Annotated in this window: 19 protein-coding genes and 1 pseudogene; 12 read left to right on the forward strand and 8 right to left on the reverse strand. The window is 71.3% G+C overall.

The features are described 5' to 3' along the window. Window positions 1–131: 131 nt before the first annotated feature. From H6726_01540 to H6726_01560, 5 genes are all read right to left on the reverse strand, one after another. Window positions 132–413 (reverse strand): hypothetical protein, encoded by a 282-nt coding sequence (locus tag H6726_01540; protein MCB9656304.1) that lies wholly within the window; start codon window positions 411–413, stop codon window positions 132–134. Continuing rightward, window positions 400–2,763: a TonB-dependent receptor gene (locus H6726_01545; GenBank protein ID MCB9656305.1), complete on the reverse strand. Its 2,364-nt coding sequence runs from the start codon at window positions 2,761–2,763 to the stop codon at window positions 400–402. Before H6726_01545 ends, H6726_01540 begins: the two co-directional genes overlap by 14 nt. After that, window positions 2,760–3,419 (reverse strand): YfiR family protein, encoded by a 660-nt coding sequence (locus tag H6726_01550; GenBank protein ID MCB9656306.1) that lies wholly within the window; start codon window positions 3,417–3,419, stop codon window positions 2,760–2,762. The genes H6726_01545 and H6726_01550 overlap by 4 nt, the downstream gene beginning before the upstream one ends. A 146-nt stretch (window positions 3,420–3,565) precedes the next feature. Further along, on the reverse strand, window positions 3,566–4,147 hold the full coding sequence (locus tag H6726_01555) for a DUF4154 domain-containing protein (protein ID MCB9656307.1): 582 nt from the start codon (window positions 4,145–4,147) through the stop codon (window positions 3,566–3,568). Further along, complete coding sequence (locus H6726_01560; protein MCB9656308.1) at window positions 4,147–6,240, reverse strand: TonB-dependent receptor; 2,094 nt, start codon at window positions 6,238–6,240, stop codon at window positions 4,147–4,149. Before H6726_01560 ends, H6726_01555 begins: the two co-directional genes overlap by 1 nt. Window positions 6,241–6,302: 62 nt before the next feature. On the opposite strand from H6726_01560, the gene H6726_01565 reads away from it, so the two are divergent. From H6726_01565 to H6726_01580, 4 genes are all read left to right on the forward strand, one after another. Continuing rightward, window positions 6,303–8,465, forward strand: a complete 2,163-nt coding sequence (locus H6726_01565) for a HAMP domain-containing protein (protein ID MCB9656309.1) — start codon at window positions 6,303–6,305, stop codon at window positions 8,463–8,465. Next, complete coding sequence (locus tag H6726_01570) at window positions 8,462–8,845, forward strand: response regulator (protein ID MCB9656310.1); 384 nt, start codon at window positions 8,462–8,464, stop codon at window positions 8,843–8,845. The genes H6726_01565 and H6726_01570 overlap by 4 nt, the downstream gene beginning before the upstream one ends. Window positions 8,846–8,958: 113 nt before the next feature. Further along, entirely contained in the window at window positions 8,959–9,594 is a 636-nt protein-coding gene (locus H6726_01575; protein ID MCB9656311.1) for a hypothetical protein, read from the forward strand. Window positions 9,595–9,596: 2 nt separating this feature from the next. Then, window positions 9,597–10,232, forward strand: a complete 636-nt coding sequence (locus H6726_01580) for a hypothetical protein (GenBank protein MCB9656312.1) — start codon at window positions 9,597–9,599, stop codon at window positions 10,230–10,232. Here H6726_01580 and H6726_01585 read toward each other — a convergent pair. After that, entirely contained in the window at window positions 10,189–11,754 is a 1,566-nt protein-coding gene (locus H6726_01585; protein ID MCB9656313.1) for a hypothetical protein, read from the reverse strand. The genes H6726_01580 and H6726_01585 overlap by 44 nt on opposite strands. 33 nt (window positions 11,755–11,787) lie before the next feature. Continuing rightward, window positions 11,788–12,618, reverse strand: coding sequence for a 2OG-Fe(II) oxygenase (locus H6726_01590; protein MCB9656314.1), 831 nt, complete (start codon window positions 12,616–12,618; stop codon window positions 11,788–11,790). A gap of 115 nt (window positions 12,619–12,733) precedes the next feature. On the opposite strand from H6726_01590, the gene H6726_01595 reads away from it, so the two are divergent. Both H6726_01595 and H6726_01600 read left to right on the forward strand, forming a co-directional pair. After that, window positions 12,734–13,900, forward strand: coding sequence for a hypothetical protein (locus tag H6726_01595; GenBank protein MCB9656315.1), 1,167 nt, complete (start codon window positions 12,734–12,736; stop codon window positions 13,898–13,900). 80 nt (window positions 13,901–13,980) lie between these two features. Next, window positions 13,981–14,871: a diiron oxygenase gene (locus H6726_01600; protein ID MCB9656316.1), complete on the forward strand. Its 891-nt coding sequence runs from the start codon at window positions 13,981–13,983 to the stop codon at window positions 14,869–14,871. A gap of 135 nt (window positions 14,872–15,006) precedes the next feature. Here the strand turns inward: H6726_01600 and H6726_01605 are convergent, their stop codons facing one another. After that, window positions 15,007–15,339 (reverse strand): antibiotic biosynthesis monooxygenase, encoded by a 333-nt coding sequence (locus H6726_01605; GenBank protein ID MCB9656317.1) that lies wholly within the window; start codon window positions 15,337–15,339, stop codon window positions 15,007–15,009. Window positions 15,340–15,633: 294 nt separating this feature from the next. On the opposite strand from H6726_01605, the gene H6726_01610 reads away from it, so the two are divergent. The 6 genes and pseudogenes from H6726_01610 (at window position 15,634) to H6726_01635 (ending at window position 24,333) form a co-directional block, all read left to right on the forward strand. Further along, the gene (locus H6726_01610; protein ID MCB9656318.1) at window positions 15,634–15,891 is read left to right on the forward strand and encodes a hypothetical protein; all 258 of its coding nucleotides are present in this window, start codon (window positions 15,634–15,636) and stop codon (window positions 15,889–15,891) included. Between the two features lie 13 nt (window positions 15,892–15,904). Then, window positions 15,905–17,641, forward strand: coding sequence for an amino acid adenylation domain-containing protein (locus H6726_01615; protein ID MCB9656319.1), 1,737 nt, complete (start codon window positions 15,905–15,907; stop codon window positions 17,639–17,641). Then, a complete protein-coding gene (locus tag H6726_01620; protein MCB9656320.1) occupies window positions 17,638–18,516 on the forward strand; it encodes a polysaccharide deacetylase family protein in 879 nt (292 codons plus the stop codon). The genes H6726_01615 and H6726_01620 overlap by 4 nt, the downstream gene beginning before the upstream one ends. Window positions 18,517–18,571: 55 nt before the next feature. After that, a pseudogene (locus tag H6726_01625) lies at window positions 18,572–21,990 on the forward strand (NAD-dependent epimerase/dehydratase family protein). Further along, entirely contained in the window at window positions 21,987–23,168 is a 1,182-nt protein-coding gene (locus H6726_01630; GenBank protein MCB9656321.1) for a glycosyltransferase, read from the forward strand. Before H6726_01625 ends, H6726_01630 begins: the two are co-directional and overlap by 4 nt. 187 nt (window positions 23,169–23,355) lie before the next feature. Then, complete coding sequence (locus H6726_01635) at window positions 23,356–24,333, forward strand: hypothetical protein (protein ID MCB9656322.1); 978 nt, start codon at window positions 23,356–23,358, stop codon at window positions 24,331–24,333. Window positions 24,334–24,337 lie beyond the last annotated feature (4 nt).

Here is a 24,337-nt window from a genome sequence, read left to right on the forward strand (position 1 = left end):
CCGAGTCTGGGAAAAACGCGCCGAGTCTCTGCCTCGGCGACGGGTTCACCGACGAGCGACCGCGTGGCCGCCGGCCGCCGCTCGCCGGGCGCGCCGACACGCCGCTGCTCCCAGGGTGCGCCGACACACCGCTACGGGCCGCCGTCGCCCGCGTCGGCCGAGCCCCCGTCGTCGGCGGGTGCCGCGTCGTCGCCGCCATCCTGCGCGCCTGCATCCTCGGCGACACCGGCGTCGCCGCCGCACTCGTCGGGGAAGCGCTCTTCGGCGCGGTCGATCGCGGCGCAGTCGAAGGGCGGCGGATCCTCGGGCGCGGACAGCCAGCACCCGGGTGCCAGCGCGGCGAACCACAGCGTCGTGAGCAGCACCCATCGAGACCCCCTGGGGAGCGCGTGGCGGAGGTCAGGGCAGGTCATACGAAACTCCGAGGAACGCGAACAGTCGCGGCATCACGCCCAGCGCGCGCACGTTGCCGGGGGCGTCGTCGGCGGGGCCGGCCGAGAGGACGTAGGGCTCGCGCCGGCTGAGCGCCGTGTTCAGGAAGGCGCGCCAGCGGAGCCCCGCCACACCGAACAGGGGCCCGCTCCCCGTCAGGCGCAGCTCCCCGAGCGGCCCCGCCGAGATGCGCGTCTGCGTGCCCACTCCCGAGTCGTTCAGCGCCAGGCGACGGGAGCTGAAGCGACCGACCAGGGCGAACGTCGGCCCCGTCGCCCCGACGCGATACGCGACACGCGCGTTGCCGTAGAAGGAAGGGATGATCGGCAACGACTGGTCCCCACGGACGTCGTTGGCCGCCACCGTGAGGTTGGTGCCGACCTCGAGGCCCTCCACCAGCTCGGCCCGCCCGCTGAACGTGCCGCCGACCACGCGGATCAACGCGCTGTTGTCCCACACCGCCACGTAGAAGGGGTCCGCGTTGGCGACGAGCTGTCCGCTGGCCAGCGCCGCGTCGAACTCGGCCTGCGTGACCGACCGCGCGTCGATCAGGCCATCGAGGATGGAACCAAAGGCGCGCACCGCGAAAGACCCTCGAGAGAAGCGCTGACCGAGCTCGAGGTCGAGCGTGCGCACCACCTCCGCCGAGAGGTCGGCAGGGGCCACCACGTAGGTCGGATCGGTGTCGAACAGCTCCTGCGCGCTTGGCGCGCGGAAGGCCTCCGCGAAGCCGAGTCGTATCGTCGTCCGAGGCGTGGGCAGATACATGAGCGCCGCGCGCGGGGAGAGGTGCACGCCGAAGAGCGAGTCCGCGTCGAGGCGAGCCCCGAGGTTGGCCTCGAAGTGTTCGTGCAGGCGCAGGACCTGCTGCACGAAGGCGGCGCCGAGCACGCTGCGGGACTCCCAGTAGGGCAGCCGTACGGTGGCAGGCCCAGCCCCGGTGACCACGTCCGTGTAGTCGGCGGGGCGAGCCGCGCCGCTCCGGAAGCGCAGGTCGCCTCCGACGGTCGTCACGAAGCGCCCATCCAGCTTCCAGTCGACGCTGAGCTGCTCCTCCAAGCCCACCCAGGCGGACGCCGAGCGACGACGGAACTGGCACCCGTCGACCTGCTGTCCCGGCAGACAGTAGAAGTAGCGTATCCAGCGAGACCGCTCGTCGGTGTGCACGATGTCTCCGTACAGCCGCGAGGTCAGCGACACCTCCGCCGACAGGGTCGCGTCGTGCTGGAGCGAGAAGCGCGCGGAGGTCAGCACCTCGCGCGTGCTCGGCTCGCTGAAGGTGCCGACGACGGGCAGGGTCCGCCTGTATTGGCTCACGAGGGCCCACAAGCGCACGTCACCTAGGCGAGCGCTCAGGTAGGCCCTCGGGGTACGCATGCGCGAGCGCCCGACGCCGCCCCAGCCCGGTTCGCCCGGCCGCACGTCGAAGGTCTCGCCGTTCTGGTACGGGACCCGGAACGTCGCGCCGACCTCCTGCTGCCACTCCGCATGCAGCACGATCTCGGCGTCGTGCCCGAAGAGGCGCCCCTCCCGCGCGAACCCCGCGCCCAGCCGATACCGGCCGCCCCAGCGGTCCCCGCCGCCGCCCAGGGACACGCTCGAGTCCACCCCGGTGGGTGTGGCGAGGGTACCCTCCGCGACGGCGCGGACGCGACCGTAGTCGCTGGCGCGCCGAATGACGACGTTGACGACCGCCATCATGGCGTTGCTGCCGTACGACACCGAGCCCGCCCCGAGCATCACCTCGACGTGGTCGATCAGCTCGAGCGGTACGCCCATCGCGACGTCCAGGCGCACCTCACCGGTGCTCGATGCGTTGGCCACGTGGCCATCGATGAGGAGCAGGACGTGCCGGTTGCGGTTGCGCAGCAGCACCCCCTGGAAGCCGATGTCGTTCGACGACACGTAGTCGCCTCCGGAGCTCGCGACGAAGGACGCGAGCCCCAAGAAGGCCAGCACCTCGTCCACGGAGCGCATGCCGTAGCGGCGCATCGTGCCGCCGTCGATGGTGACGACGGTCGCGGGGGCCGCGCTGGCGCGCTCGGCGCTGCGCGACGCGGTCGTGACCACCTCCTCGCCCAGGAGCGCCTCGAGGTCGCTGAAGTCCTCGGGGCCGCCGGCCTCGTCAGGTCCGCCGGCCTCGTCGCGCTCGTCCCCCCGAGGCCGGGCGTCTTCGGCCGGGTCGCCGTCGGCGGGGGCCTCGTCTGCGACGACCTCCGTGCCCGCGGATGGTTGCGCACCAGCTCGTGCTGCCCACACCGAGGCGTGGAGCGCGAACAACGCCCACACCAGCAGGCCGAGCAGCTTCGTGGTCGTGCACCGGAGGATCACTGGATCACCCTCGCCAGTCGGAGGAACTGAGAAGAGAACGAGACGTTCTGGCGCCGCGCCTGCCGCAGGTTGACCACGAGGTTGGGCCGGGCCGCCACCAACTCGAAGCCCAACACGGCCCCGCGCTCCGCGTCGGAGCCCACGGCGCTGACCGTCAGGACCGAGGCGCCTTCGAGCGCGCGTGCCACGGCGCCCACCTGTCCTTCGAGCCCGGGGGTGAGATACGCGATCGCGACGTGCTGCGTGTCCACGGCATCGCGCAAGGCCGCCGCGCTCACGAACGCGTGGACCACCACGCGCACGGGCCGACCGCCGAGGCGCCGGACACGTCGCAGCGCCGCGTCGATCTGCCCTGCCGCGCGCGCAGACTCGGGGTGACCCGGCCGCGCGATGACCAGCACCACCGCCTCCGCACCAGCCTGCGCGGCGAAGTGACTCTCGTAGGCGGCGACGCGGTTGAGCAGGTCGACCTGCAGCGAGATGGGCACCGACACGTCCTCTGCGCGCAGCGCCGTGGGCAGCAACAGGCTCGCGACGACGGCGGCCACGGCGGTCTCCATGACGGACAGGCGCCCGCTCCTGACGCTCGCGCCGGGGCGCGTCGCGGAGGGCGCCGACGCGCGTTGCACGCGCTCGGTTGCGTGTCGAGTGTTCACCGGACCTCGTGCTCAGGTTGGCACGACACGGCCCCCCGCCACAACCGGCAACCCACGCTCGAACGGCAGAATTCGCCTTGCCACAAGTGTGTTCCAGAACGCATCTCGTACGATCCGCGCACTACATCACGTCGAGTCGGCACCGCTCAGATGACCTCGGCCAGGCGCAGCAGCGGCGACGCCAGCTGGATGCCGCTGTCCTGAACGTGACGCATCTTGGTGACGATGCGAGGTCGCCCGTCTTCCATGAAGATGGCGACGGCGCCGTGCTCCAGGCCCGCTCGACTGAGCGCGACGAGCAGCAGCCGGCGGGCCCGCGCGTGCGCGAACAACGCGCTGGTGGTCGAGCTCGGCATGCCGTCGCACGCCACGATCACGTCCGTCCCCGCGGGCAGACCCGCGAGGCCGCCGGAGACGTCCACCAGGTGTACGCGTAGTGGGAGGCCCTGCACCGTTTGTTGCCCGAGGCGCTCGAAGGCCGTCGACAGCGCGCGCCCCTGGGCGCCGCTCGCGGACGACAGACCCGTGTGCGCGATGACGACGTCCACCTCGGAGCCGGCCCGCGCGGTCAGCGTGCGGTCGTAAGCGAGCACGCGAGCCAGGACGGGCGCCACGCGCGCCGCCGCCTGAGCCTGCGCGCTGGGCGCGTCGGCGAGGCTCGCGACGAGGACGGCCCCGAGCAGCCCCACGCAGCGCATTGCGCGCACGATGTCGTGCTGCAGCGCCATCAGAGGCTCCTGTAGGCCAGGCCGACCATGAACGAGGCCCCGGGCCGACCCGCGCCGGGCAGCGGAGACTCTGCGCCCGGCGTGAGCATCCCCGTGGCCCGCAAGGAGATCCACAGCGGGAGCGCGAGCGACGGTTGGACTTCGGCCATGGCCTGGACGTGTACGCGCAGCCCGATGTCGGCATTCAAGATGGCGGGGGGAATACCCGCGCGCACCGCGAACTCCCGACCCGTCGCCAGCTGGACGCCGGCGCCGTAGTGGAAGCGGTCCGCGAAGCCGCCGCCGAGCGCACGCAACGAGCCCGTGAAGCGGCTGTTCTGGTCTGGGACGGCCGACAGCGGCTCGACGCTCGCGTCTTCGTGACCTCGCTCGAGCAGCGAGAGCACGGACAGCGCCAAGACGAACTGCAGCTCGTCCGACACGCGGTAGCGTCCCGTGAGCTCGGCGCCAACCGCGTAGTGGTCGTCCGGGTCTGTGACGAACGTCTTGCGAGCCAGCGGCGCGAAGTCCTCGACGACCAGCCCGCTGAAGCGCTGGAAGTACGCCGCGCCGCTGAAGTCCACCCCGTTGCCCAAGCTCGCAGCCACGTAGACCTCTGCGCCGTCGACGGTGGGGTTCGCCACGTCGCTGGAGCCCTCGAGGAGGATCAGGCCGGAGTTGGGGTCCACGAACGAGCCTCCGCGCTCGACGTAGGTCGGTGCGCGAAAGGCGCGCGCGCCCGACACGCGGAGCGCCATGGAGTCGGTGTGGTAGCTGGCCGACAGCCGAAACGACGGGGTCAGCTCGCCTGTGATGGCGGGCACGTCGCCGCGCACCGCACCCTCGAACGTGAGCCTCGCGCTGGGATCCCAACGCAGCCGCACCGAACCCGCATACCCCACGCGTGTGCGACCGGAGGCCTGGGGATGCAGGTATGGGGCGCTCACGTGCTCCAGCGCCAACTCCGCACCGACGAAGGCGCGCACGTAGGGCCCCAACCTCAGCTGGAGCTCCGCGCCCGTGCGCTGCGAGAGAGCGAGCGTGTCGTCGTAGCTGAAGCCCACGAAGGCATCCGACACGGCGTCGACGTGCGCGAGGCGTCCGCGCGCGTAGACCGTTGCCTCCGCGAACACCCCTTCGTCGCGCTGCAGCGTGTAGCGCAGCTCCCCCTGCGCCGTGATGCGCTGCTCGTCGAGAGACTCCAGCACCAGATGCTCGAGGCTCGAGCGCTGTAGGAACGCGCCGCTCAGCACCAAGGCGATCCGGTGCCCCCCATCGAGGTTGAGCGCGAGCCTCGTGCCCAGCGATGCCCCCAGCGCCGGAGGCTGTTCGACGCCAGCGCCCTGCCGTCCGTTGCCCTCGTGCCGAGCCGTCAGGAAGTAGGCCTGCTCGAACCCGCGAGCCCGGCGCACGTAGCGCGCCGAGGCGACTCCGTCGAAGGCGCCGTCGTCGGTCACGCCGACGCGCACCCGCGCGGCCCCTTGGCGCGCATCGCCGAGCCCCTGGAAGCTACGGATCTGCACCACGCCCGTGAACGCGTTCGCCCCGTGTACGGTCGACACCGGACCGCGCACCACCTCGATGCTCTGGATGTCGGGCAGGTCGAAGGGGATGGACGACCACTCGACGCTCCCGTCCAGCGGGCTGTTGATGGGGACACCGTCCACCATCACGACCACGTTGTTGCCGGTGAGTCCCCCTGCGCCGCGGATGGCGACCAGGTAGCTCCCAGGGGCGACCTGCTGAACCTGGACGCCGGGTACGTAGCGGAGCAGGTCGGGGATGGTGCGCGCCCCGCTGCGGACGATGTCCTCATGTGTCAGAACGGTCACCGTCGCCGGCGCGTCGAGCACGTCCTCGGTCGCGCGCGAGGCCGCGTCGGTCTGGCCCAGCGTGTCGCGCAGCTCGAGCCCCAGCAGCTCTTCCAACGAAGTATCCTCGACCGCAGCCGCGTCCCCGGCGTCGTCGGCGTCGTCGGCGTCGCGCGCGTCGGGGGCCGTCGCTTCGACCTCCGCGGGCGCCTGGGCGGACGTCGGCGTGGGGGCCAGCGGCGCCACAGCGAGCCCTACGAGGCACACCGCGCGGGGCACCGTCCAACGTCGAAACCAGACCACGTTTTCACCATAGCAAGATTTGTCCAAGAATAGGAGCGTAAGGTGATACGATCTGGGGCGCCATGGAGCCCCGCCCGTCGCGCTCGTTCCCCCTGGCGGCCAAGCTGGTCCTCGGCATGGCCGTCGTGCTCGCTGCGGCGGCCTTCATCGCGTCGTCGGTCATCTCGGGGCGAGAGTGGACGCGGCTCGTGGACGCGAAGGTCCACACGGTCGAGCAGATCGCGGCCTTGTTCGCCGAGTTCGAGGCTGCCGCGGTCTACTTCGGCGACGCCGACACCTTGCGCACCGACATCGAGCGGTTGCGGGAGACGGACGGCGTGTCCTACGGCGCGGTGTGGATGGGAGACGCCACGACCCCCGACGCCGAGCTGCGGGTCGGTCCGGGCGCCCCCGAGGCCCCTCTCCCTCCCGCGGAGGAGGGGGTCACAGTAGGGGAGTCCAGCATCCAGGTCGCGCGCTTCGTGCGAAACCCCGAGGGGGGAGTGATCGGGCGCGTGCGCATCGACGTCACGCTCGACGCCGAAGTCGAAGCGCACCAGGCCGCCAAGGACGCCATCGCCTTGTTCGCGTCCGTGCTGGGCCTCGCCGTCGCGCTGCTGCTGTGGGGCATGCTGGGTCGCATGGTGACCGGTCCGCTGCACGTGCTGGGCAGCGCCTCGGCAGAGCTGGCCCAGGGTCAGCTCGCGCAGGTGCGCGTCGTCGGCAACGACGAGGTGGCGCGGCTGGGACACGCGTTCAACGAGATGGCGGGCGCGATCCGGGAGCGCGAGACGCGCATCGCCGAGACCTCGGCCCGTCTCCAGACGCTCCTGGATCACATGGGGCAGGTCATCCTGCTCTTCGGACCCACGGGCGCGGTCGAGGGCAGCCGCTCGCGCCAGGCAGACGCGCTCATCGGGGACGCGCCACTCTCGGACATCGGCGCGCTGCTTTACCCGGAGGGCAGCCTGGCCATCGAACGCGACGCGTTCCGCATGTGGATGACGGCAGTGTTCGAGGGAGGCCGCGCCGCGTGGGACGAGCTGCTCGAGCTGGCCCCCGAGGAGCTCGCGCTGGTCACGGACGGTCGCGAGCGCAGCTTCGCCGTGCTGTTCCGGCCCGTGTTCGAAGGCGAGCGCCTGCAGCGCGTGCTCTTCATCGGCACGGACGTCACCGCACAGCGCGAGCTCGAGCGCTCGGTGCGTGAGAACGAGCGCGTGCACCAGAACGCGGTCGCCGCCATGCGGCGCCTCGTGGCGGGTGGCGGACAAGTCTTCGTCCGCTTTCTGGATCAGACGCGCGCGCGCCTGCGCCACATCGAAGAGGGACTGCGTGGCCACGAGCACCTGCCCCGCTCGCTCACCGGCGAGGTGTTCCGCACGATGCACACGCTGCGCGCCGAGGCCCGCTGCTTCGACCTGGAGACGGTGGGGCGCAACGCACAGAGCATCGAGACGCGCCTGAACGACCTCCGCAGCGCCAAGTCCGGCGTGGAGATCCCGGTCGACGAGATGCGTGAGCGGCTGCGCGAGCTGCGCGACGCCCTGACCCAGGCTGAGCTCCTGTTCGTCGCGCAGAGCCCCGTGGGCGAAGCCATCCTCGATCAGATCACGGTGCGCCGCAGCGACCTGCAGCAGGTGATGGAGCTGATCCCAACCGCCGCGCCAGCGCTGCGCGAGCACCTCGAGACCCTGGCCGCGCGCCCCTTCGGCGAGCTGGTGTTCCTGGTGCAGGAGGCCACGCCACGCTGGTGCGAGCGGGCGGGCATCAAGGCGCAGATCGCGATCGAGGGCCGCGAGTGCCCCGTACCGGCCTCGCTCAGCGACGTGCTCGGCGGCGTGCTGAGTCATCTCGTGCGCAACGCCATCGCGCATGGCATCGAGGCGCCTGGGGCGCGCACGACGAACGGAAAGCCCGAGGTCGGGAGCATCCACGTCCGCTGCGAGCGCAACGGGAACGGCGTCCGCGTCGTGGTCGAGGATGATGGGGCGGGGGTCGACGAGGCGAAGCTGCGCCGCATGGCCGAGAGCAGCGGGATCGACGTCACGTCGATGAGCCTGCTGGAGCTGATGAGCGTCGCGGGCCTCTCGTCGCGCGAGGCCGCCGACGACCTGAGCGGCCAGGGGGTGGGCATGGACGCGGTGATCGCGGACCTCCGGGCCATCGACTATCACCTGACGGTGACAACGCAGGTGGGTCGTGGTACCCAATTCATCCTCACGCAGATCGAGAGAAGGCAGCCATGAGCACCAAAGGAACGATCGTCGTCATCGACGACAGCGAGATCGTGCTCGAGCAGATTCGAGCGGAGCTCGAGCCTCTCGGGTACACCGTCAAGACGTCCACCCAGACGGTCGGCACGGCGCGCCTGCTCGTGGGGGCCGACCTCGTCATCCTCGACATGCACATGCCCGGGCTGCACGGCGGTCAGGTGCTCGAGAACCTGCGCGCCGCCGCAGACAACATGCAGACCCCGCCACTCTTCTACATGTACACGTCGGACCCTGCCGAGGAGGCGCGCTTCCGCGAGTACGGCTTCGACGGGGCGTTCACGCAGAAGGGCAACATCGGCTCCCTGACGCGTCAGCTGGGCGCCGCCATGCGCCTGCTCAAGCTCAAGCGCTGACGCTCGCGTCCGGTGGGGCCCGGCTATCCACTAAGCCTTGAAATTTCGGCCTCCGCTTGAATCGGATGGGTGAAATGTCCTATCCTGCGCGAGCCCACCGTCAGGAGTTCGTCATGCGACACGTGCCCGCCCTCGCTCTGCTCACCACCCTCACGCTCGTCCCCGGTTGTGGCGGCGAAGACGGTGGCTCGACCCTCGCGTGGCAAGGCGCCGAGCCGCACTTCGTCGTTCAGGGCACCATCGATGGCCGTGACCTCGACCTGGACCTCGATGAGACGAACGCCACGATCACCTGCCAGCGCGAGTACATCGTGCCGCTGGTGGACGGCGTGGAAGATCCGTCGATGGCCGCCTTCGTGGAGGTCGAGCTGACCGCGCTCTTCACGTACATGGGGCAGGAATACGAGTTCCAGGTGGAGCTCAAGGAGCACGACCTGCAGAGCGACCCGGAGGGCACCATCGTCACGATCACCCCGCGCGTGGACACCATGCTCCCCCCGCCCGACCAGGTGTGGCTCGAGTTCGAGTGGGAGTCGGCTGATCTCCTGGACGAGTACGAGCAGGCGGCGCAGCAGGGCACGGTTACCCTCCAGCTTCTGAGCGGCACGCCGCCCACGAACAGCAACATCATTCCGGACGACACGGGCACCATCGGCGTCACCGCGTCGGCCGTGTGGTCTGCGACCGAGCGCCTCGAGTTCTCCATCACGGCGGACTGCATCGAGAACGACCTCGAGGTCGTCGAGTGAGCGTGACCCGCGTGATCGGCGCCGGCCTGGTGCTCGCGGCCGCGGGCTGCGTCTCGCCTGTGGACATCACCACGGCCTACGAGGACGAGGTCTACCTGTGCGACGAGCCGGCGCTCTACGCGGAGCGCGTCGCGGCCTGCCGTGCGCTGCGTGACGCGGGCGACCCGTGCAGCGGGGTCTTCTCGTTCGAGGGGTCACTGGACGGTGTGCCCGTGGTCGTCGATGCGGATCTGGTCGAGGTCAACACCGCGAGCCTGCGGCTTCCGGACGACAGCCTCGTGCGGAACGGCATCGACCTCTTCGGAGACTCACCCTACTTCTCGTTTCGATTGTCCGTGGGCAGCCTCGGAGACCCCGACACGCGCGCGGACGGGGACGTGACGCAGGACGTGCGCGTCTCGCCGCCGTGCGAAGACGGAACGCGTGACGACCTGGTGGACGTCTCCATGCGCGTCATCGCCGCCGGTGGGAGCTCGGACGACAAGCTCGTGTCGGGGACGCTGACCATGACGCGGCAGACCACGGAAGAGCACATCGGCGCGTTCGAGGGAGCGTTCCGTGACGGTAGCTCTCTCAGGGGCTGCTTCACTGTGTTCACCGACCAGGCGAGCGTGGAGCTGCTGCAGCCCTGCGACTGACCACACCCTGGGAGAGCACGAAGAGCGCGCGCGCGCCCAGCACCACAATCAGCGGCTCGACGAGCACGCGAAAGCGCTGGTTCTCGCCCAGCTCGACGAGGTTCACCACCACCGACACGAACACGATCGTGAACACACCGACGCGATAGGTGACCGCCCGCGCATCGCTGCTCCGGCGTTCGTGGAAGGCGTACGCGACGCAGGCGAGGATGCCGAGCAGGGCCCACCAGCAGGTGCCCTTCCACTCGTCCCAGTGCGGGCGGTGACGCTCGTCCGGGGCCGCACCGTACAGCAACCGATCGTACACGTCGGTCCACCTCTCGATTCCCGCGCGGTTGCGCGCCAGGAACCAATACTGGCTGGGTGCCTTGATGTAGAGGGCGAACGCGCGGCGCACGCTCAGCAGGTAGATGCCAGGGCGCTCGCGGATGACGGTGAGCGAGTCGGCGAGGTAGGTGTGCGACAGGCCGAGGTAGGCCTCGTGGTTGAGGTTCAGGTGGTTGCTGGGGCGCACGGGAGCCGAGAGCGCTGGGACGTCTGGGTGTGTGCTGTCCGGGAAGACGCCGCGCCGCGCGTAGACCTCCGGGGGCGAGAACGGGGGGATGTCGGCCAGCGCGCTGAGCGCTCCGTCGCGCATGAACGCCTCCCGTTCGCCGGGGGGCAGCGCCTCGACCGTGAGCTTGGCCAGCGACATACCGAGCCACGACGACGCCGCCGGGCTCCCGAACACCATTGCGTTCTTCACGTGCAGGCCACCGACCAGCACCAGCACAGGCAGCGCGAGCGCCAGCAGGACGCGACGCGGGTGTTCGCGCAAGGACCACGCGAGCAGGGCGACCACCGCGAGCGCCCACGTGATGTGCAGCGCGCTCCGCACGTAGCAGGCGCTGCAGACGAGCGCAGCCACCGTGACCAGGCGCGCGGTGGTCGGCCGCTCGAGCGCGAAGGACACCGAGAGGACCAGCAGCAGCAGGATGACCGCCGTGGGGTACGTGTAGAACAGCCACGACTCGTAGAGGATGGCCGTGGGGCTTGCGATCCATGCGCACGTGAGCCCCAGCGACAACCCGCGAGGCAGCGCGAAGCGGCGCATGAGCGCGTACATCCCGAGCAGCAGGCAGACGCCGTCGAGGCGGAAGAAGGCCTCGAGGATCGCGGGGGCGTGCTCCTCCCCGCCCAGGCGCAGCGCGAGCGCCAACACGGCGTTCCAACCCGGGGGCTGCGCGTGCAGGTGATAGAGACTCTCGAAGGGCCGCTCGAGCAGCCACTGCACGTCCAGGTACTGCCAGAAGTACGTGAGTGGGCTCGCGTCGAAGCGCACGCCGAGGCGCAGGTAGAGCCAGCGGGACGACGCGAACACCAGGAGCAGGATCAAAACGTCCACCATGCCCTCGCGCGAACGGGGCGTGGCGCCGAGCACGCCGCCGACTCCGTCGGGCGAGGTCGATGTCGCCGCGCCGGACGGTGCGGGCTCGCTCGCGGTACGCGGCGTCACGGTGCCGGCGGGCTCGTCTTCGCTCATGGGCGGCGCCAGTCTACACGAGCACGTCTCGACTCAGCGCGACACCAGCCGCGACAGGCGCTCGCGTGCGCGGCGGACGCGGGCCCCTTGGCGCCGCACCTCGGTCAGCGCGCGCTCGGCCGGCATGAGCACGTAGCGCTTCAGGCTCTCGTCCGGCCGCGCGCGGAAGATGGTGGTGTGGTCCACCCCGCGGTAGTCCGAGGGCGCCTGCTCCGTGTAGTAGTAGACCGCGAACGACTGGCGCACGGTCCCCGGCGGGCAGCGCACCTCCTCCACGCCGTGGAAGCTGCGCTCGCTGGTCTCGAACAGCACGCAGCGGTTGAGCACGGGGGCGAGGCAGTTCGCGCGCTGGGTGACGGTGTCGTTCCAGAACTCGACCCCGCCGCCCCAGGCGGGCTCCCAGGTGGGGTTCAGGTAGAGCAGCAGGTTCAGGCGGCGATAGAGCTTCTGCGACTCGAGGTAGTTGAAGTCCACGTGCACGTCCAAGCGCCCCCGCGGTCCCGTGACGTGGATGCCGCCGCCGGCCAGCGTCGGGTCGTAGCGCAGCCCCTCGATGCCCGTGATCGCCGCCAGGGCCGCCAGGAACGCATCGGAGCCGAGCGCCTCGTTGAGCTCCTGCACGGGCACCGGAAAGCGCGACGCATCCGTGATCTGGATCTTGCCGTGCTCGTTCACGCCCTTGAACTCGTCCCCCAGCTCCCGAGCGCGCTCGAAGGTCGGATACGCGGCGGCGATGCGCGCCGCCGCCGCCGGATCGAGGAAGTTGTCCAGCACCACGTGCGGGAACGGCTGCGCCGCCCGAAACTGGGCGTTCAGGCGGGTGAGATCGGCCGGGGTGAAGGGCGTGATGAGCGGCGTTTGCATGAGCGTTGACGGAGGCGTGGGGTCGGTGGCGGGGCGCGGCCACTGGCGTGCGCACTCGTGTGCGCCATACTGACCTTTCCCTACATGGTCTCGGACCCTAGGGCAACGTGCACTCATGGCCATCGCGATCGTCCCCCACAGCGTCGAGCGGAAGCCCCTCGTCGAAGCGTTCAACGCCGAGCTGCGCGCGGCCCAGTCGCCGTGGGGGTTTTACGTGGACCCGGTGCCCGCCTGGATCCCGAAGCAGCGCGACGACCAGCCCGTGTGGCGGGAGCTGCACCTCGCCGTGGAGCGCGGGGCCGGGGCACAGGGTACGGAGGGCGCGCCGGAAGAGCGCTGCGTGGGCGCCTATGGGCTCAAGCCGCAGGTCTGGCGCGTGCACGGGCAGGAGCACGTGGTGGCGGACTGGCAGGGGCCGGTGTCGCTCGGCGCCATCGACAACCGCTACGCCGCGCTGGGGCTGCGCCTCTTGCGCGACATGAAGAAGAAGCAGCCACACCTCTACAGCTGGGGCCACGGCGGCGGCGACGAGCCCATCGTGCAGCTGCTCACGAAGATGGGCTGGATGCTGTACGACACGCCCTTCGTGTTCCGCGTCTGTCACGCGGGGAACTTCCTGCGCAAGAACGCCTACCTGCGGCGCGACCCGCGGCGCGCGTTGGCGCAGGACGCGCTGGCCGCGACGGGGCTGGGCGCGGTCGGGTTCTCGCTGCTGCACGGCGGGCTGCGTGCACGCTCACGCAAGCGCTTCACGGCGGAGGCGCAGGTGGTGCCCTCGTTCGGGCCGTGGGCAGACGCGCTGTGGGAACGCGCCAAGGATCGCTACGCGGCCATCGCGGTGCGCGACGCGTCGGCCATGAACACGCTGGTGCCCAGCGAGCACCACACGCTCGAGTGGCCTGCGCCCACCCGGCTGCGCGTGGTGCGCGGCGGCGAGACGCTGGGCTGGGCGGTGGTGGTGCACAAGCGGCTCGAGGGGGACGCGCGCTTCGGAGATCTGCACGTGGGTCAGGTGGCCGACTGCTTCGGGCTGCCGGAGCACGCGGGCGAGGTGCTGCATGCGGCCTTCACGCACCTGCGCGGGCTCGGCGTGGACCTGGTGACCGCGAACCAGTCGCACCCGGGGTGGGTCGCGAGCTACGCGGACAACGGCTTCGTGGTGATGCCCAAGCGCCGGCTCTTCTGCGCCTCCCCCGAGCTCCAGGCGCTGCTGCAGCCCTTCGAGCAGACGCGCCGCGGCCTGTTCCTGACCAACTTCGACGGCCACGGGCCGATGCTCTAGTCCCCACCTTTCGCTGCTCCCGCCGCTGCTCCCCCGGCCCGCTGCTCCCGCGCCCCGCTGCCCCCACCTCTCGAGGACCCATGTCGACAGCCGCTCCCGCCCGTACCACCAAGTCCGCCTCCGACGTGGCCGTGCGCCTGACCGCGCTCTCGCGCGAGCGCGCCTGGGACGTGTACCGCGACATCGCGTGGCCCGAGGCGCTGACCGGCGAGCGCTACTGCATGGCGCCCGAGCTGATGAGCGTTTGGGGCACGGAGTACTGGGACACACTCGACGAGGCTCAGCGACTGCGGCTGTCGCTCTACGAGTGCGCCAACTTCTTCAGCCTGACGCTGCAGGGCGAGCGGCCGCTGGTGGCGGGGCTGAGCGACCGCCTCTACTCGAAGCGCGTCACCAAGGAAGGCACCGAGTACCTGCACCACTTCCTCGACGAGGAGAACAAGCACATGGTGATGTTCGGGATGTTCCTGAACCGCTACGTGGGCAAGGTCTACCCCGAGAAGAAGGTGGCGCTCGAGCGCAGCTACGCCAAGGGCGAAGAAGAAGTGATGTTCTTCTGCAAGGCGCTCGTCGTGGAGGAGCTGGGCGACTACTACAACATGAAGATGATGAACGACGCGCGCCTCGAGCCCATCGTGCGCGAGCTGAACGACGTGCATCACCGCGACGAGTCGCGGCACATCGCCTTCGGTCGCCTGCACCTGGCGGAGCTCGCCGCGCACTGGCTGAGTGAGTGGAGCGACGAGGTGCGCATGCGCGTGCAGACGTGGCTGGCGCAGTACCTGAAAGCCAGCTGGGCCGACTTCTACAACCCCAGCATGTACCGCGACGCGGGGCTGCCCGACGCGTTCAAGCTGCGCACGGCGGTCATGGCGCACCCGGCGAGCGCGGCGCTGCGTACGCAGGCGAGCGCCAAGCTGGTGCGGCTGTTCTTGGACTGCGGGCTGCTCAGCGAAGCGCCGGCGCTCTGAGGGCGCTGCGTCCCGCTTTGCCGCGCGTCGCCGCATGGCGTTGGCGGTCGCCTGAACACTGCGCCTCGGCACGCGGGTGGGCACCGAGTCGCAGACCGACCCACGCGTGGGCCGGGACCCGAGGGTAGGCGGGGCTCAGCGCGACCAGCCGTACGCGCGCTCGATCTTCGCGACGCGCAGGGTGTAGCGGTCGTACCAGCGCGCGCGGCCCTGCTCGCGGGCTGCAGCGTGCTCCACCTGCGCCTTCCACGACGCGATGGATGCCTCGTCGCGCCAGTACGACACCGTGATGCCGAAGCCCGCCGCGTCGCGCGTGGACTCGATGCCCAGGAAGCCGGGTTGCTGTTCGGCCAGCTCGACCATGCGGGCGGCCGTGACGGGGTAGTCCGCCGTGTCGTCCTGCGCGGCTTGGTTGGCAAAGATGACGGCGTAGTACGGGGGCTCCGGGAGGGGCGCGAAGCGGCTCATGCACTTAGCTGACCCGACGCGCGGGGACGGTCAACCTCGAGCACCAGGGATCTCGCCAGATGGCTGTCGGTGCCCGTCGAATGTCCGCGCAAGCGCGCTCTCTGCTTGTGCCTCGGCTCGTGACGGTCGCGAGATCGGGAATCCCGAGCGCACCAGGGGGCCTGGCACACCCGCGCACATCGTGCGCCAATAGCGGCCACCGGGGTACCTGGGGTGTCTTCGCCCACCTTGCAGCACTTTGGCGCACATGACAGGTTTCCGAGGCCCTTTTTGGCCCTACGACGCCACGGACCGATGCACGACCCCCAAAACATTCGCGCGCAGCTGAAAAGCTGGCTCCTGGAACACGCCTCGGCGGCCCCACCAGAGGAGTTCACCGACCAGCTGCCCATCTTGGAGGTGGGGCTGCTGAACTCGCTCGACATCGTGGAGTTCGTGCTCTTCATCGAGGACCTGCGCGGCGAAGAGGTCGACACCGACGCCATCGAGCCCGAGGTCTTCACCAACGTCGACAGCCTGTGGGACGCGTTCTTCGCGCCCCTGGCGGCGTAGGGAGACAACGGACGTGGGGCAAGCGACGCGCACGCTGAGGGACGGCTTCCTGGGCTCGCTCGAGCGCTTCCCGGACCGGCCGGCCCTGGCCATCGGGGACGAGGCGTGGAGCTTCGCCGAGCTTGGGGTGCGCGCCGCGCAGGTGGCTGCAACGCTCCGCGCCGTCGGGTTCCGCGACGAGGGCTCCGAGGTGCGCCGCCCGGCGAGCCCCGACGCGAACCCTGACGTGGGCGCTGACGTCGGTGCCGAGGTGAGCCCCGGGGAGAGCCGCCTGGTGGCCGTCTTCGGTCATCGCCACCCCACCGCCTTCGCGGGCATCCTCGGGGCGCTGCTCCACGGCAGCGGCTACGTGCCGCTGAACCCCATGTTCCCGGTCCCGCGCAGCCGCGCCATGCTGGAGCGCTCGGGCTGCTGCGCGCTCGTGGTGGACGCGACGGCCAGCAGCAAGCTGGTGGAGCTGGTAGCCGATTTTCCGCGCGCCCTGACCATCGTGCTGCCCGACGAAGCCGACGTGAGCGCGCTGCAGGCTGCCCTGCCGGAGCACACTGTCCTGGGCGCGGTGGACCTGCGCCCCGCGAACGAGCACGTGCTGGGCGAGGCCTCGCCGGACGACATCGCCTACCTGCTCTTCACCAGCGGCTCCACCGGCCAGCCCAAGGGCGTGATGGTGGCGCAGCGCAACGTGACCGCCTTCGTGGACGTCATGGTCGAGCGCTACGGGGTCTCGGAGCAGGACCGCTTCAGCCAGACCTTCGACCTCACCTTCGACCTGAGCGTGTTCGACATGTTCTGCGCGTGGGAGCGCGGCGCGTGCGTGTGCGTGCCCACGGCGCAGCAGAAGCTGTTCCCCAGCAAGTACCTGAAGCAGCACGCGCTGACCGTGTGGTTCAGTGTGCCGTCCACGGGCGTGCTCATGAGCCGCCTGCGCATGCTCAAGCCCGACAGCTATCCGAGCCTGCGCTACACGCTGTTTTGCGGTGAGGCCCTGCCCACGGAGGTGGTCACGCAGTTCGCGGCCGCCGCGCCCGCGAGCGTGGTGGAGAACCTCTACGGCCCGACCGAGCTCACCATCGCGTGCACGCTCTACCGCTGGCGCGGTGACGCGTCCCTGCCCGAGAGCGAGCACGGCGTGGTGCCCATCGGCGAGCCCTACCCGGGCATGCGCGCCATCGTGGTGGACGAGCAGCTGCGCGCGGTGCCCCGCGGCGAGGCGGGCGAGCTGTTGCTCACAGGCCCGCAGGTCACGCCGGGCTACTGGCAAGACCCGGAGCGCACGGCGCAGGCGTTCGTGGTGCCGCCTGACGAGCACGAGACCTTCTACCGCACGGGCGACCGCGTGCGCTGGCCCGCGGGGGGACCGCTGCTCTACCTCGGACGCGTGGACAACCAGGTGAAGATCCAGGGCTACCGCGTGGAGCTCGGCGAGATCGAGGCCGTGCTGCGCGAGGTGGCCGGGGCCGAGGTGGCCATCGCGCTGGGCTGGCCCCTGTCCACCAGCGGCGCCGACGGCGTGGTGGGCTTCGTGCCCACGCCGAGCGAGCTGGTGGGCAAGACGGACGCCGCCAGCCAAGCCGCGCGCGACGCGCTCGGCGGTGCGCACGTGGCCGGCGCCCGCGAGCGACTGCCGAGCTACATGCAGCCGTCGCGCGTGCTGCTGATCGACGAATTCCCGCTCAACGCGAACGGCAAGGTGGACCGCAAGGCGCTGCGCGCGCTGCTGGACACGCCGGCCGAGGGAGGTGCCGCGTGAAGCGCCCGCTGAACAAGCGCTGGGTGGTGAAGAAGGCGGCGCGCGCCGGCGTGACGCTGGGCTCGGCGTTGAGCGGCTCGCTATGGCTGCGCTCCGCCATGGCAGGGGGCGCGTGCGTGCGCGTGCTGACCTACCACCGCGTGGGGGACGACTGCCCGGAGGACCCCTTCTGCGTGACGCGCGACGCGTTCGACGCGCAGATGCGCCTGCTGGCCGAGGAGGGGCGCGCGGTGTCCCTCGCGCAGGTGCAAGCGTTCGTGAGCGGCGCACCGACCGACGGCGCAGTGCTCCCCGCGGACGCGTGCTTGGTGACCATCGACGACGGCTGCCTGAGCACGCTGACCGAGGTGCTCCCGACGCTGCAGCGCTGGGGCGTGCCGGCGGTGGCGTTCGTGAGCGCCGCGCTCGTCGGCGCAGACTACGAGGGGCTGCCCGAGCGCTACCTGACGTGGGACGAGCTGCGCACGCTCGACGCAAGCCCGCTGGTCACCATCGGCTCACACGCGCACACGCACCGCTCGCTGGGCCTGATGGACCCCGCCGAGGCGCGCACCGAGGCGCGTCGCTCGCGAGAGACGCTGGAGGCGCAGCTGGGGCACGAGGTGCGTTCGTTCGCCTACCCGTTCGGGACGCGCGCAGACTTCAACGGCGTGACCGAGCGCGTGCTGGCCGAGGCCGGCTATCACATCGCGTTCAACAGCATGCACGGCGCGGTGCGGCCCGGTGCCGACCCCATCAGCCTGCCGCGCGTGAAGGTGGAGGGCGGCGAGCCCCTGTCGTTGTTCGCGCTGCAGACCCGTGGGGCGATGGACGCGTGGCGCGTGGTGGACCAGAACCTGCACCGCCTGCAGCGCGTGCGTCAGGAGATCGTGTGACGGCTCGGCGCACCGTGAGCCGTGCGGCGGTCCGCTGGGAAACGGGGGGTCGCTCGTGAGCCGGGGCGGCCGGGTCGCACGCGTGGGGGTCGTGCTGATCGGACGCAACGAGGGCGCGCGCCTGGTGCGCTCCCTCGAGTCCGTGTGCGACGGACGGCGCCCCGTGGTCTACGTGGACTCGGGCTCCACCGACGACAGCGTGGCGGAGGCGCAGGCGCGTGGCGCCCTGGTGGTGGCGCTCGACATGTCGCAGCCCTTCAGCGCGGCGCGAGCGCGCAACGCTGGCTGGCGTGCGCTGCTCGCCGCACACCCGGACCTGGACGCGGTGCAGTTCGTGGACGGCGACTGCGAGGTCGCCGAGGACTGGCTCACGAGCGGCGCCGCCGCGCTGGCCGAGGACGACACCGTGGTGGCCGTCATGGGCTACCGCCGCGAGCGCTACCCCGAGGCCAGCGTGTACAACCGCGTGTGCGACGTGGAGTGGCGCAGCGGCCCGGCGGGGGACGTGCGCTGCTTTGGCGGAGACGTGATGATCCGCGCCACCGCGCTGCAGGCCGTGGGCGGCTACGACCCGAGCGTGATCGCGGCCGAGGACGACGAGCTGGGCGTGCGCCTGCGCGCCGCCACGGGCGGGCGCTTCGTGCGGCTCGCGCAGGACACCACGCTGCACGACGCGGACATGCACCACGCCAGCCAGTGGTGGCAGCGGGCCAAGCGCTGCGGCCACGGCTACGCGCAGGTGAACCACCTGCACGGCGCGCCGCCGGAGCGCTACTTCGAGGCGCAGCTGCGACGCAGCCTGTTGTGGGGGCTGGTGGTGCCAGCTGGCGCGCTGCTGCTCGCGCCACCCACGCTCGGGCTCTCGCTGGGCCTCTTCGCGCGTTACCCGCTGGTCGCCGTGCGCGCGGCGCTGCGGACGCGACGGCAGGGCTTCCCGGTCTCGCACGCGCTGGCGTGGGGCGGCAGCGTGGCCCTCGCGCCCTTCCCGGAAGCGCAGGGCGCCCTCAAGTTCCACCGCGACCGCGCACGGCGCGCCGCCCCCGAGATCATCGAGTACAAGTCATGAGCGCCAACGACCCGAGCACGCCTTCGCCCCTGTCCGTCGCCATCGTCGGCGCGGGGTACATCGCCGACTACCACGTGGCCGCGCTGCGCGCCGTGCCCGGGGTCCGCATCGCCGCGGTGTGCGACCTGCGCGAGAGCGCGGCCGCACGCTTCGCCGCGTCCCACGGGATCGGGGCCTCGTACGGCGACCTGGGGGCGATGCTGAACGCGGAGACTCTGGACGCGGTACACGTGCTGACGCCACCCCAGGCCCACGTCGCGCCGGCCGCGCAGGCGCTGCGCGCGGGGGTGGACGTGCTGCTGGAGAAGCCGCTCGCCCACACGCTCGCGGGCTGCGAGGAGCTGGCCCACGCGGCACGCGAGGGGCGCGCGCAGCTGGGCATCAGCCACAACTTCCTGTTCACCAAGCCCTACGAGCGGCTGGTGGCCGACGTAGAGAGCGGGCGCCTCGGGCACGTGGACCAGATCGACGTGGTCTGGAACAAGGAGCTGGGGCAGCTGAAGGGCGGGCCCTTCTCGGCCTTCATGCTGGCCGACCCGCGCAACATCCTGTTCGAGGTGGCGCCGCACTCGTTCGCGCACGCGCTGCACCTGACCAGCGTCGGGCCGCGCGCCGCGGGTGTGGTGGACGCGGCCGCGTGGGACGACCTGAGCGTCGACGCGCGCGACGAGGTGGCGCTGCCGCGGGGCCTGCGCTTCTTCCGGCGCTGGGAGATCCGCGGCTGGCTGGGCAAGACCAGCGTGCGCCTGCGCTTCGGCTTCGACGCGGGCTACCCCGAGCACTACGTGCACGTGCACGGCAGCAACGGCACGGGGCACGTCGACTTCGAGAACAACACCTACGTGCGGCAGGAGCACACGCCCTACCTGCTGGACATCGACCGCATGGTGAACGTGGCCCGCGGCGCAGAGAGCGCCGTGCGGCAGGCGGGCGCGACGCTGGGGCGCGTGGTGTTGGCCAAGGCCGGGCTGCCGTTCGCGGCCGGGCCCTTCGCGGAGAGCATCGCGCGCGCCGTGGGCGCCTTCTACGCGACGCGCACGGACGCGCTGGACACGCGCCTGGGCCTGCCGCTGGCGCACGCGACGGTGGCCTTGGCCGAGCGCATCGCCGAGCGCGTGGCTGAGCAGGCCGGGCTGGGTGAGGCCCGTAGCGCCAGTGCCCCAGCCGCGAAGACGGGGACTACTGCCGGTGCCCGCAAGGTGGCCACCGCGCGCCGTCCGGACACGCTGGTGGTGGGCGGCACGGGCTTCATCGGACGCGCGCTGGTGCGCCGCCTGGTGGAGAGCGGCGTGAGCGTGCGCGTCCTGGCGCGTGACCCAGCTGGCGCCCCCCCCGAGCTGCAGCGCCCCGAGGTGGAGTGCGTGCGCGGCGACTTCACGGACCTCGGGTCCGTCGTGCCTGCGCTCGAAGGCATCCAGCACGTCTACCACCTGGCCCGCGGCTACGGGAACACGTGGGACGAGTACCTGCGCTGGGACGTGGCGCCGACGCGCGCGTTCGCCGAGGCGTGCGCCAAGGCCGGTGTGTCGCGCTTCTTCTACGCCAGCTCCATCGCCATCTACTACGCCGGGGCGCGCGCGAGCGTCATCACGGAGGAGACGGCGCCCCTCGAGGACATGCTGGCCGCGAACCCCTACGCGCGGAGCAAGGCCGAGAACGAGCGCGTGCTGCGCGAGCTCATGCGCGACGCGGGGCTCCCGCTGACGATCTTCCGCCCGGGCATCGTGCTGGGCGCGGGCGGCCCGCCGCTGCACTGGGGCATCGCCGCGTGGCCCTATGCCTCCGTCTGCCGCCTGTATGGCTCCGGCGACCACCCGCTGCCCATCGTGCTGGTGGACGACGTGGCCGACGCGATGGTCGCGGCGCGCACGGCCGAAGAGGTGTTGGGCAAGTCGTACAACCTCACGGCCGAGGCGTGCATCACGGCCAACGAGTACCTGGACGAGGTCGAGCGGCACGCGGGCGTCTCCATCCGCCGGGTGCCCGTGTCGGCGCCGCGCGCCTTCGTCACGGCCTGGTCCAAGTACGCCATCAAGGCGCTAGGGGGCGACCCACGCGCGCTGCAGCCCAGCTACGCGGACTGCGAGGGGCGCAGCTTCGCGGCCACCTTCGACTGCAGCAAGGCCGCGCGCGAGCTGGGCTGGCTGCCCGAGCAGCGGCGCGAGCGGCTGGTCGCCGAGGGGATCCACCGGCCGGTGGAGGAGCACTTCGAGCTGGCGCCCGCGACGGCGGGAGACGCGCACGTCGCGTCGCTCGACGCGGCGGCGCGCACCCGGAAGGCCAGCGCCGACGAGCTGCGCGCCACGAACCCAGGACTCGAGCGGGCCCCGTCCCCTCACGGCGAGCGCAGGCGTGCGCGCGCGGCCAGCGGGGCGCGCACTCGTCGCACGTCGGAGAAGCGCCCGTGATCTTCGCGGCCAGCGCGGGACTCGGTCTGAGCGGGACGCTGCTGACGCTGCCGGGGACGCTCGAGCTAGGCGCCCTCACGCTCGGCTCGCTGCTGGCGCGCCCACGCCCGCTCGGTGACCCGGCCCGCTGCGGCGTGCTCGCGGTGGTGGTGCCGGCCCACGACGAAGCGGACGGCATCGGACGCTGCGTCGCGAGCCTGCTCGCCTGCGTCCCTCCGCCCGGCGGCGTGCGGGTGCTGGTTGTGGCTGACAACTGCAGTGACGACACGGCCGAGCGCGCACGCGCGGCGGGCGCCGAGGTCCTGGAGCGCAACGACCCCGAGAGGCGTGGCAAGGGCTACGCGCTCGAGCTCGGGTTCGAGCACGTCCTGTCGGATCCCCGCGTGGAGGCCGCGCTGGTGGTCGACGCCGACACGACCGTGGCCGAGAGCTTCCTCGTGACCATGGCGGCGGCGTTCGCGCCAGGTGCGGATGGGACTCCGGGCGCGGACGGGGCGCAGTGCCGGTACCTGGTGAGCAACCCAGACGCACAGCGCCTACGCAATGTCGCCCTCTTGGCCTTCAACGTTGCGCGACCTCGTGCGCGCGAGTGTTTCGGCCTGTCGGTGGGTGTCCTCGGCAACGGCTTCGGCCTGCACCGCCGCGTGCTGGAGACCGTCCCCTACACCGCGCGTTCGGTCGTAGAGGACCTCGAGTACCACGTCATGATGGTGCGTGCGGGCTTCGCCATGCGCTTCGTCGAGCAGACCCACGTGAGCGCCGACGTACCAACCGCAGATGCCGCGGTACGTACGCAGCGGGCACGCTGGGAGGGCGGTCGGCTGCGCGTGTTGCGCGAGCTGGCGCCGAGCCTCTTGGGCGACGTGCTCCGTGGACGCGGGCGCTGCGTCGAGCCGCTGGGGGAGCTGCTGTTGTTGCCCCTCGCGACGCACGTGGGTGTCCTGCTCGTGGTGCTGGCGCTGCCGTTCCCGCCTACGCAGCTCTACGCTGCTTCGGCGCTCGCGCTGGTGGGCGCACACGTGCTCGCCAGTCTGTTCACCAGCGGCGCTTCGCGGGACGACTGGTCCGCGCTCGCCAAGGCGCCCCTGTACGTCGTGCGCAAGGTCGCCCTCGCCCCCGCCATCCTGCGCGCCAGCCGCGCCGAGCAGGAGTGGGTGCGCACGGAGCGAGCGTCGTGAACTCCGCATGCACATGGCCCGCCCGGGTATGTGAAACCCCTCGGCCCCCTCCGTCCGGGCCGGCAGACGCCGTTCATCGCTGGCGCGCTCGGCGAGCTGGCCATGCGCGTCGATGGGCAGCCGCCTGTCGAACCTCCCTCTGGCGCCCGTGCGCCGCTCCACGCGCGTTCGCGCTCCCACGGCTGACATGACCCACCTCACACGAGCCCGCTCCCTTCCGTCTCTGTGGTCCACCCTCGGCATGCGCCTGCTCGGCACGCTGCTGCTCGTCGTACCTGCAGCCTGCGCCGGGCAGTGCGGCACCCCTGCCAGCGAAGGGACCTCGGGCGGTGATGCCACCACGTCCACCGACGGCACAGCGCCGCCCGAGGTCCGCCCCCCGCAGCCCGACCCAGGTACCCCCCTCACGCAGGCGAACGTATTCTTCCTCGGCCACAGCCTGCAGGGCTGGGATGCGCCGGCGATGATCGGCTCGTTCGCGACCGACGCCGGGGTCACGTACCAGTATCAAGCCGCCATCGGGATTGGCGCGAACCTGGCGTGGCAGTGGACGCACCCGGAGGGTGCCGAGGGGAGCAACCCGCGCACGACGCTCGCCACGGAGCCCTTCGACGTGCTGGTGATGACGGAAGCGATCCCGCTCGCCTCGCAGATCAACGGAGCCGACAGCTTCGCCAATGCGCGACGCTTCGTGGCGCTGGCGCACGGCCAGAACCCCGACGTGCAGACGTACCTCTACGAGACGTGGGACTACCTCACGGTGGACGACTGGCGTGGCCGGCTGGACAGCGACCGAGCCCTGTGGGTGTCGATCGTGGACGCGGTGAACGACGAGCACCCGGGTCGTGACATGCTGCTCATCCCGGGCGGCGCGGCGATGGCTGCGCTCTACGACCGTATCGAGGCTGGCCAGGTGCCCGGCATCAGCGACCACCGAGATCTGTTCGTGGACGACATCCACCTCACGAACATCGGGTGGTACTTCATCGCGATGGTGCAGTACGCCACCATCTACCGACGTAGCCCGGTGGGGTTGCCCGCAGAGACGACCAACCGATTCGAACAGCCCATCCCGCCCCCGCCCGCGTCCGCCATCCCCGTGCTCCAGGAGGTCGCGTGGCAGGTGGTGCTCGGCGACTCGCGCAGTGGGGTGGCCGCGCGCTAGTCGC

It is taken from the genome of Sandaracinaceae bacterium (genome assembly GCA_020633055.1).
Taxonomy (GTDB): Bacteria; Myxococcota_A; Polyangia; order Polyangiales; family Houyiibacteriaceae; genus JADJJE01.

Coding starts and splice junctions, on each gene's coding strand:
- H6726_01540 (MCB9656304.1), bottom strand. CDS start 413: ATGACCTGCCCTGACCTCCGCCACGCGCTCCCCAGGGGGTCTCGATGG.
- H6726_01555 (MCB9656307.1), bottom strand. CDS start 4,147: ATGGCGCTGCAGCACGACATCGTGCGCGCAATGCGCTGCGTGGGGCTG.
- H6726_01565 (MCB9656309.1), top strand. CDS start 6,303: ATGGAGCCCCGCCCGTCGCGCTCGTTCCCCCTGGCGGCCAAGCTGGTC.
- H6726_01570 (MCB9656310.1), top strand. CDS start 8,462: ATGAGCACCAAAGGAACGATCGTCGTCATCGACGACAGCGAGATCGTG.
- H6726_01575 (MCB9656311.1), top strand. CDS start 8,959: ATGCGACACGTGCCCGCCCTCGCTCTGCTCACCACCCTCACGCTCGTC.
- H6726_01585 (MCB9656313.1), bottom strand. CDS start 11,754: ATGAGCGAAGACGAGCCCGCCGGCACCGTGACGCCGCGTACCGCGAGC.
- H6726_01590 (MCB9656314.1), bottom strand. CDS start 12,618: ATGCAAACGCCGCTCATCACGCCCTTCACCCCGGCCGATCTCACCCGC.
- H6726_01595 (MCB9656315.1), top strand. CDS start 12,734: ATGGCCATCGCGATCGTCCCCCACAGCGTCGAGCGGAAGCCCCTCGTC.
- H6726_01600 (MCB9656316.1), top strand. CDS start 13,981: ATGTCGACAGCCGCTCCCGCCCGTACCACCAAGTCCGCCTCCGACGTG.
- H6726_01605 (MCB9656317.1), bottom strand. CDS start 15,339: ATGAGCCGCTTCGCGCCCCTCCCGGAGCCCCCGTACTACGCCGTCATC.
- H6726_01610 (MCB9656318.1), top strand. CDS start 15,634: ATGCACGACCCCCAAAACATTCGCGCGCAGCTGAAAAGCTGGCTCCTG.
- H6726_01635 (MCB9656322.1), top strand. CDS start 23,356: ATGACCCACCTCACACGAGCCCGCTCCCTTCCGTCTCTGTGGTCCACC.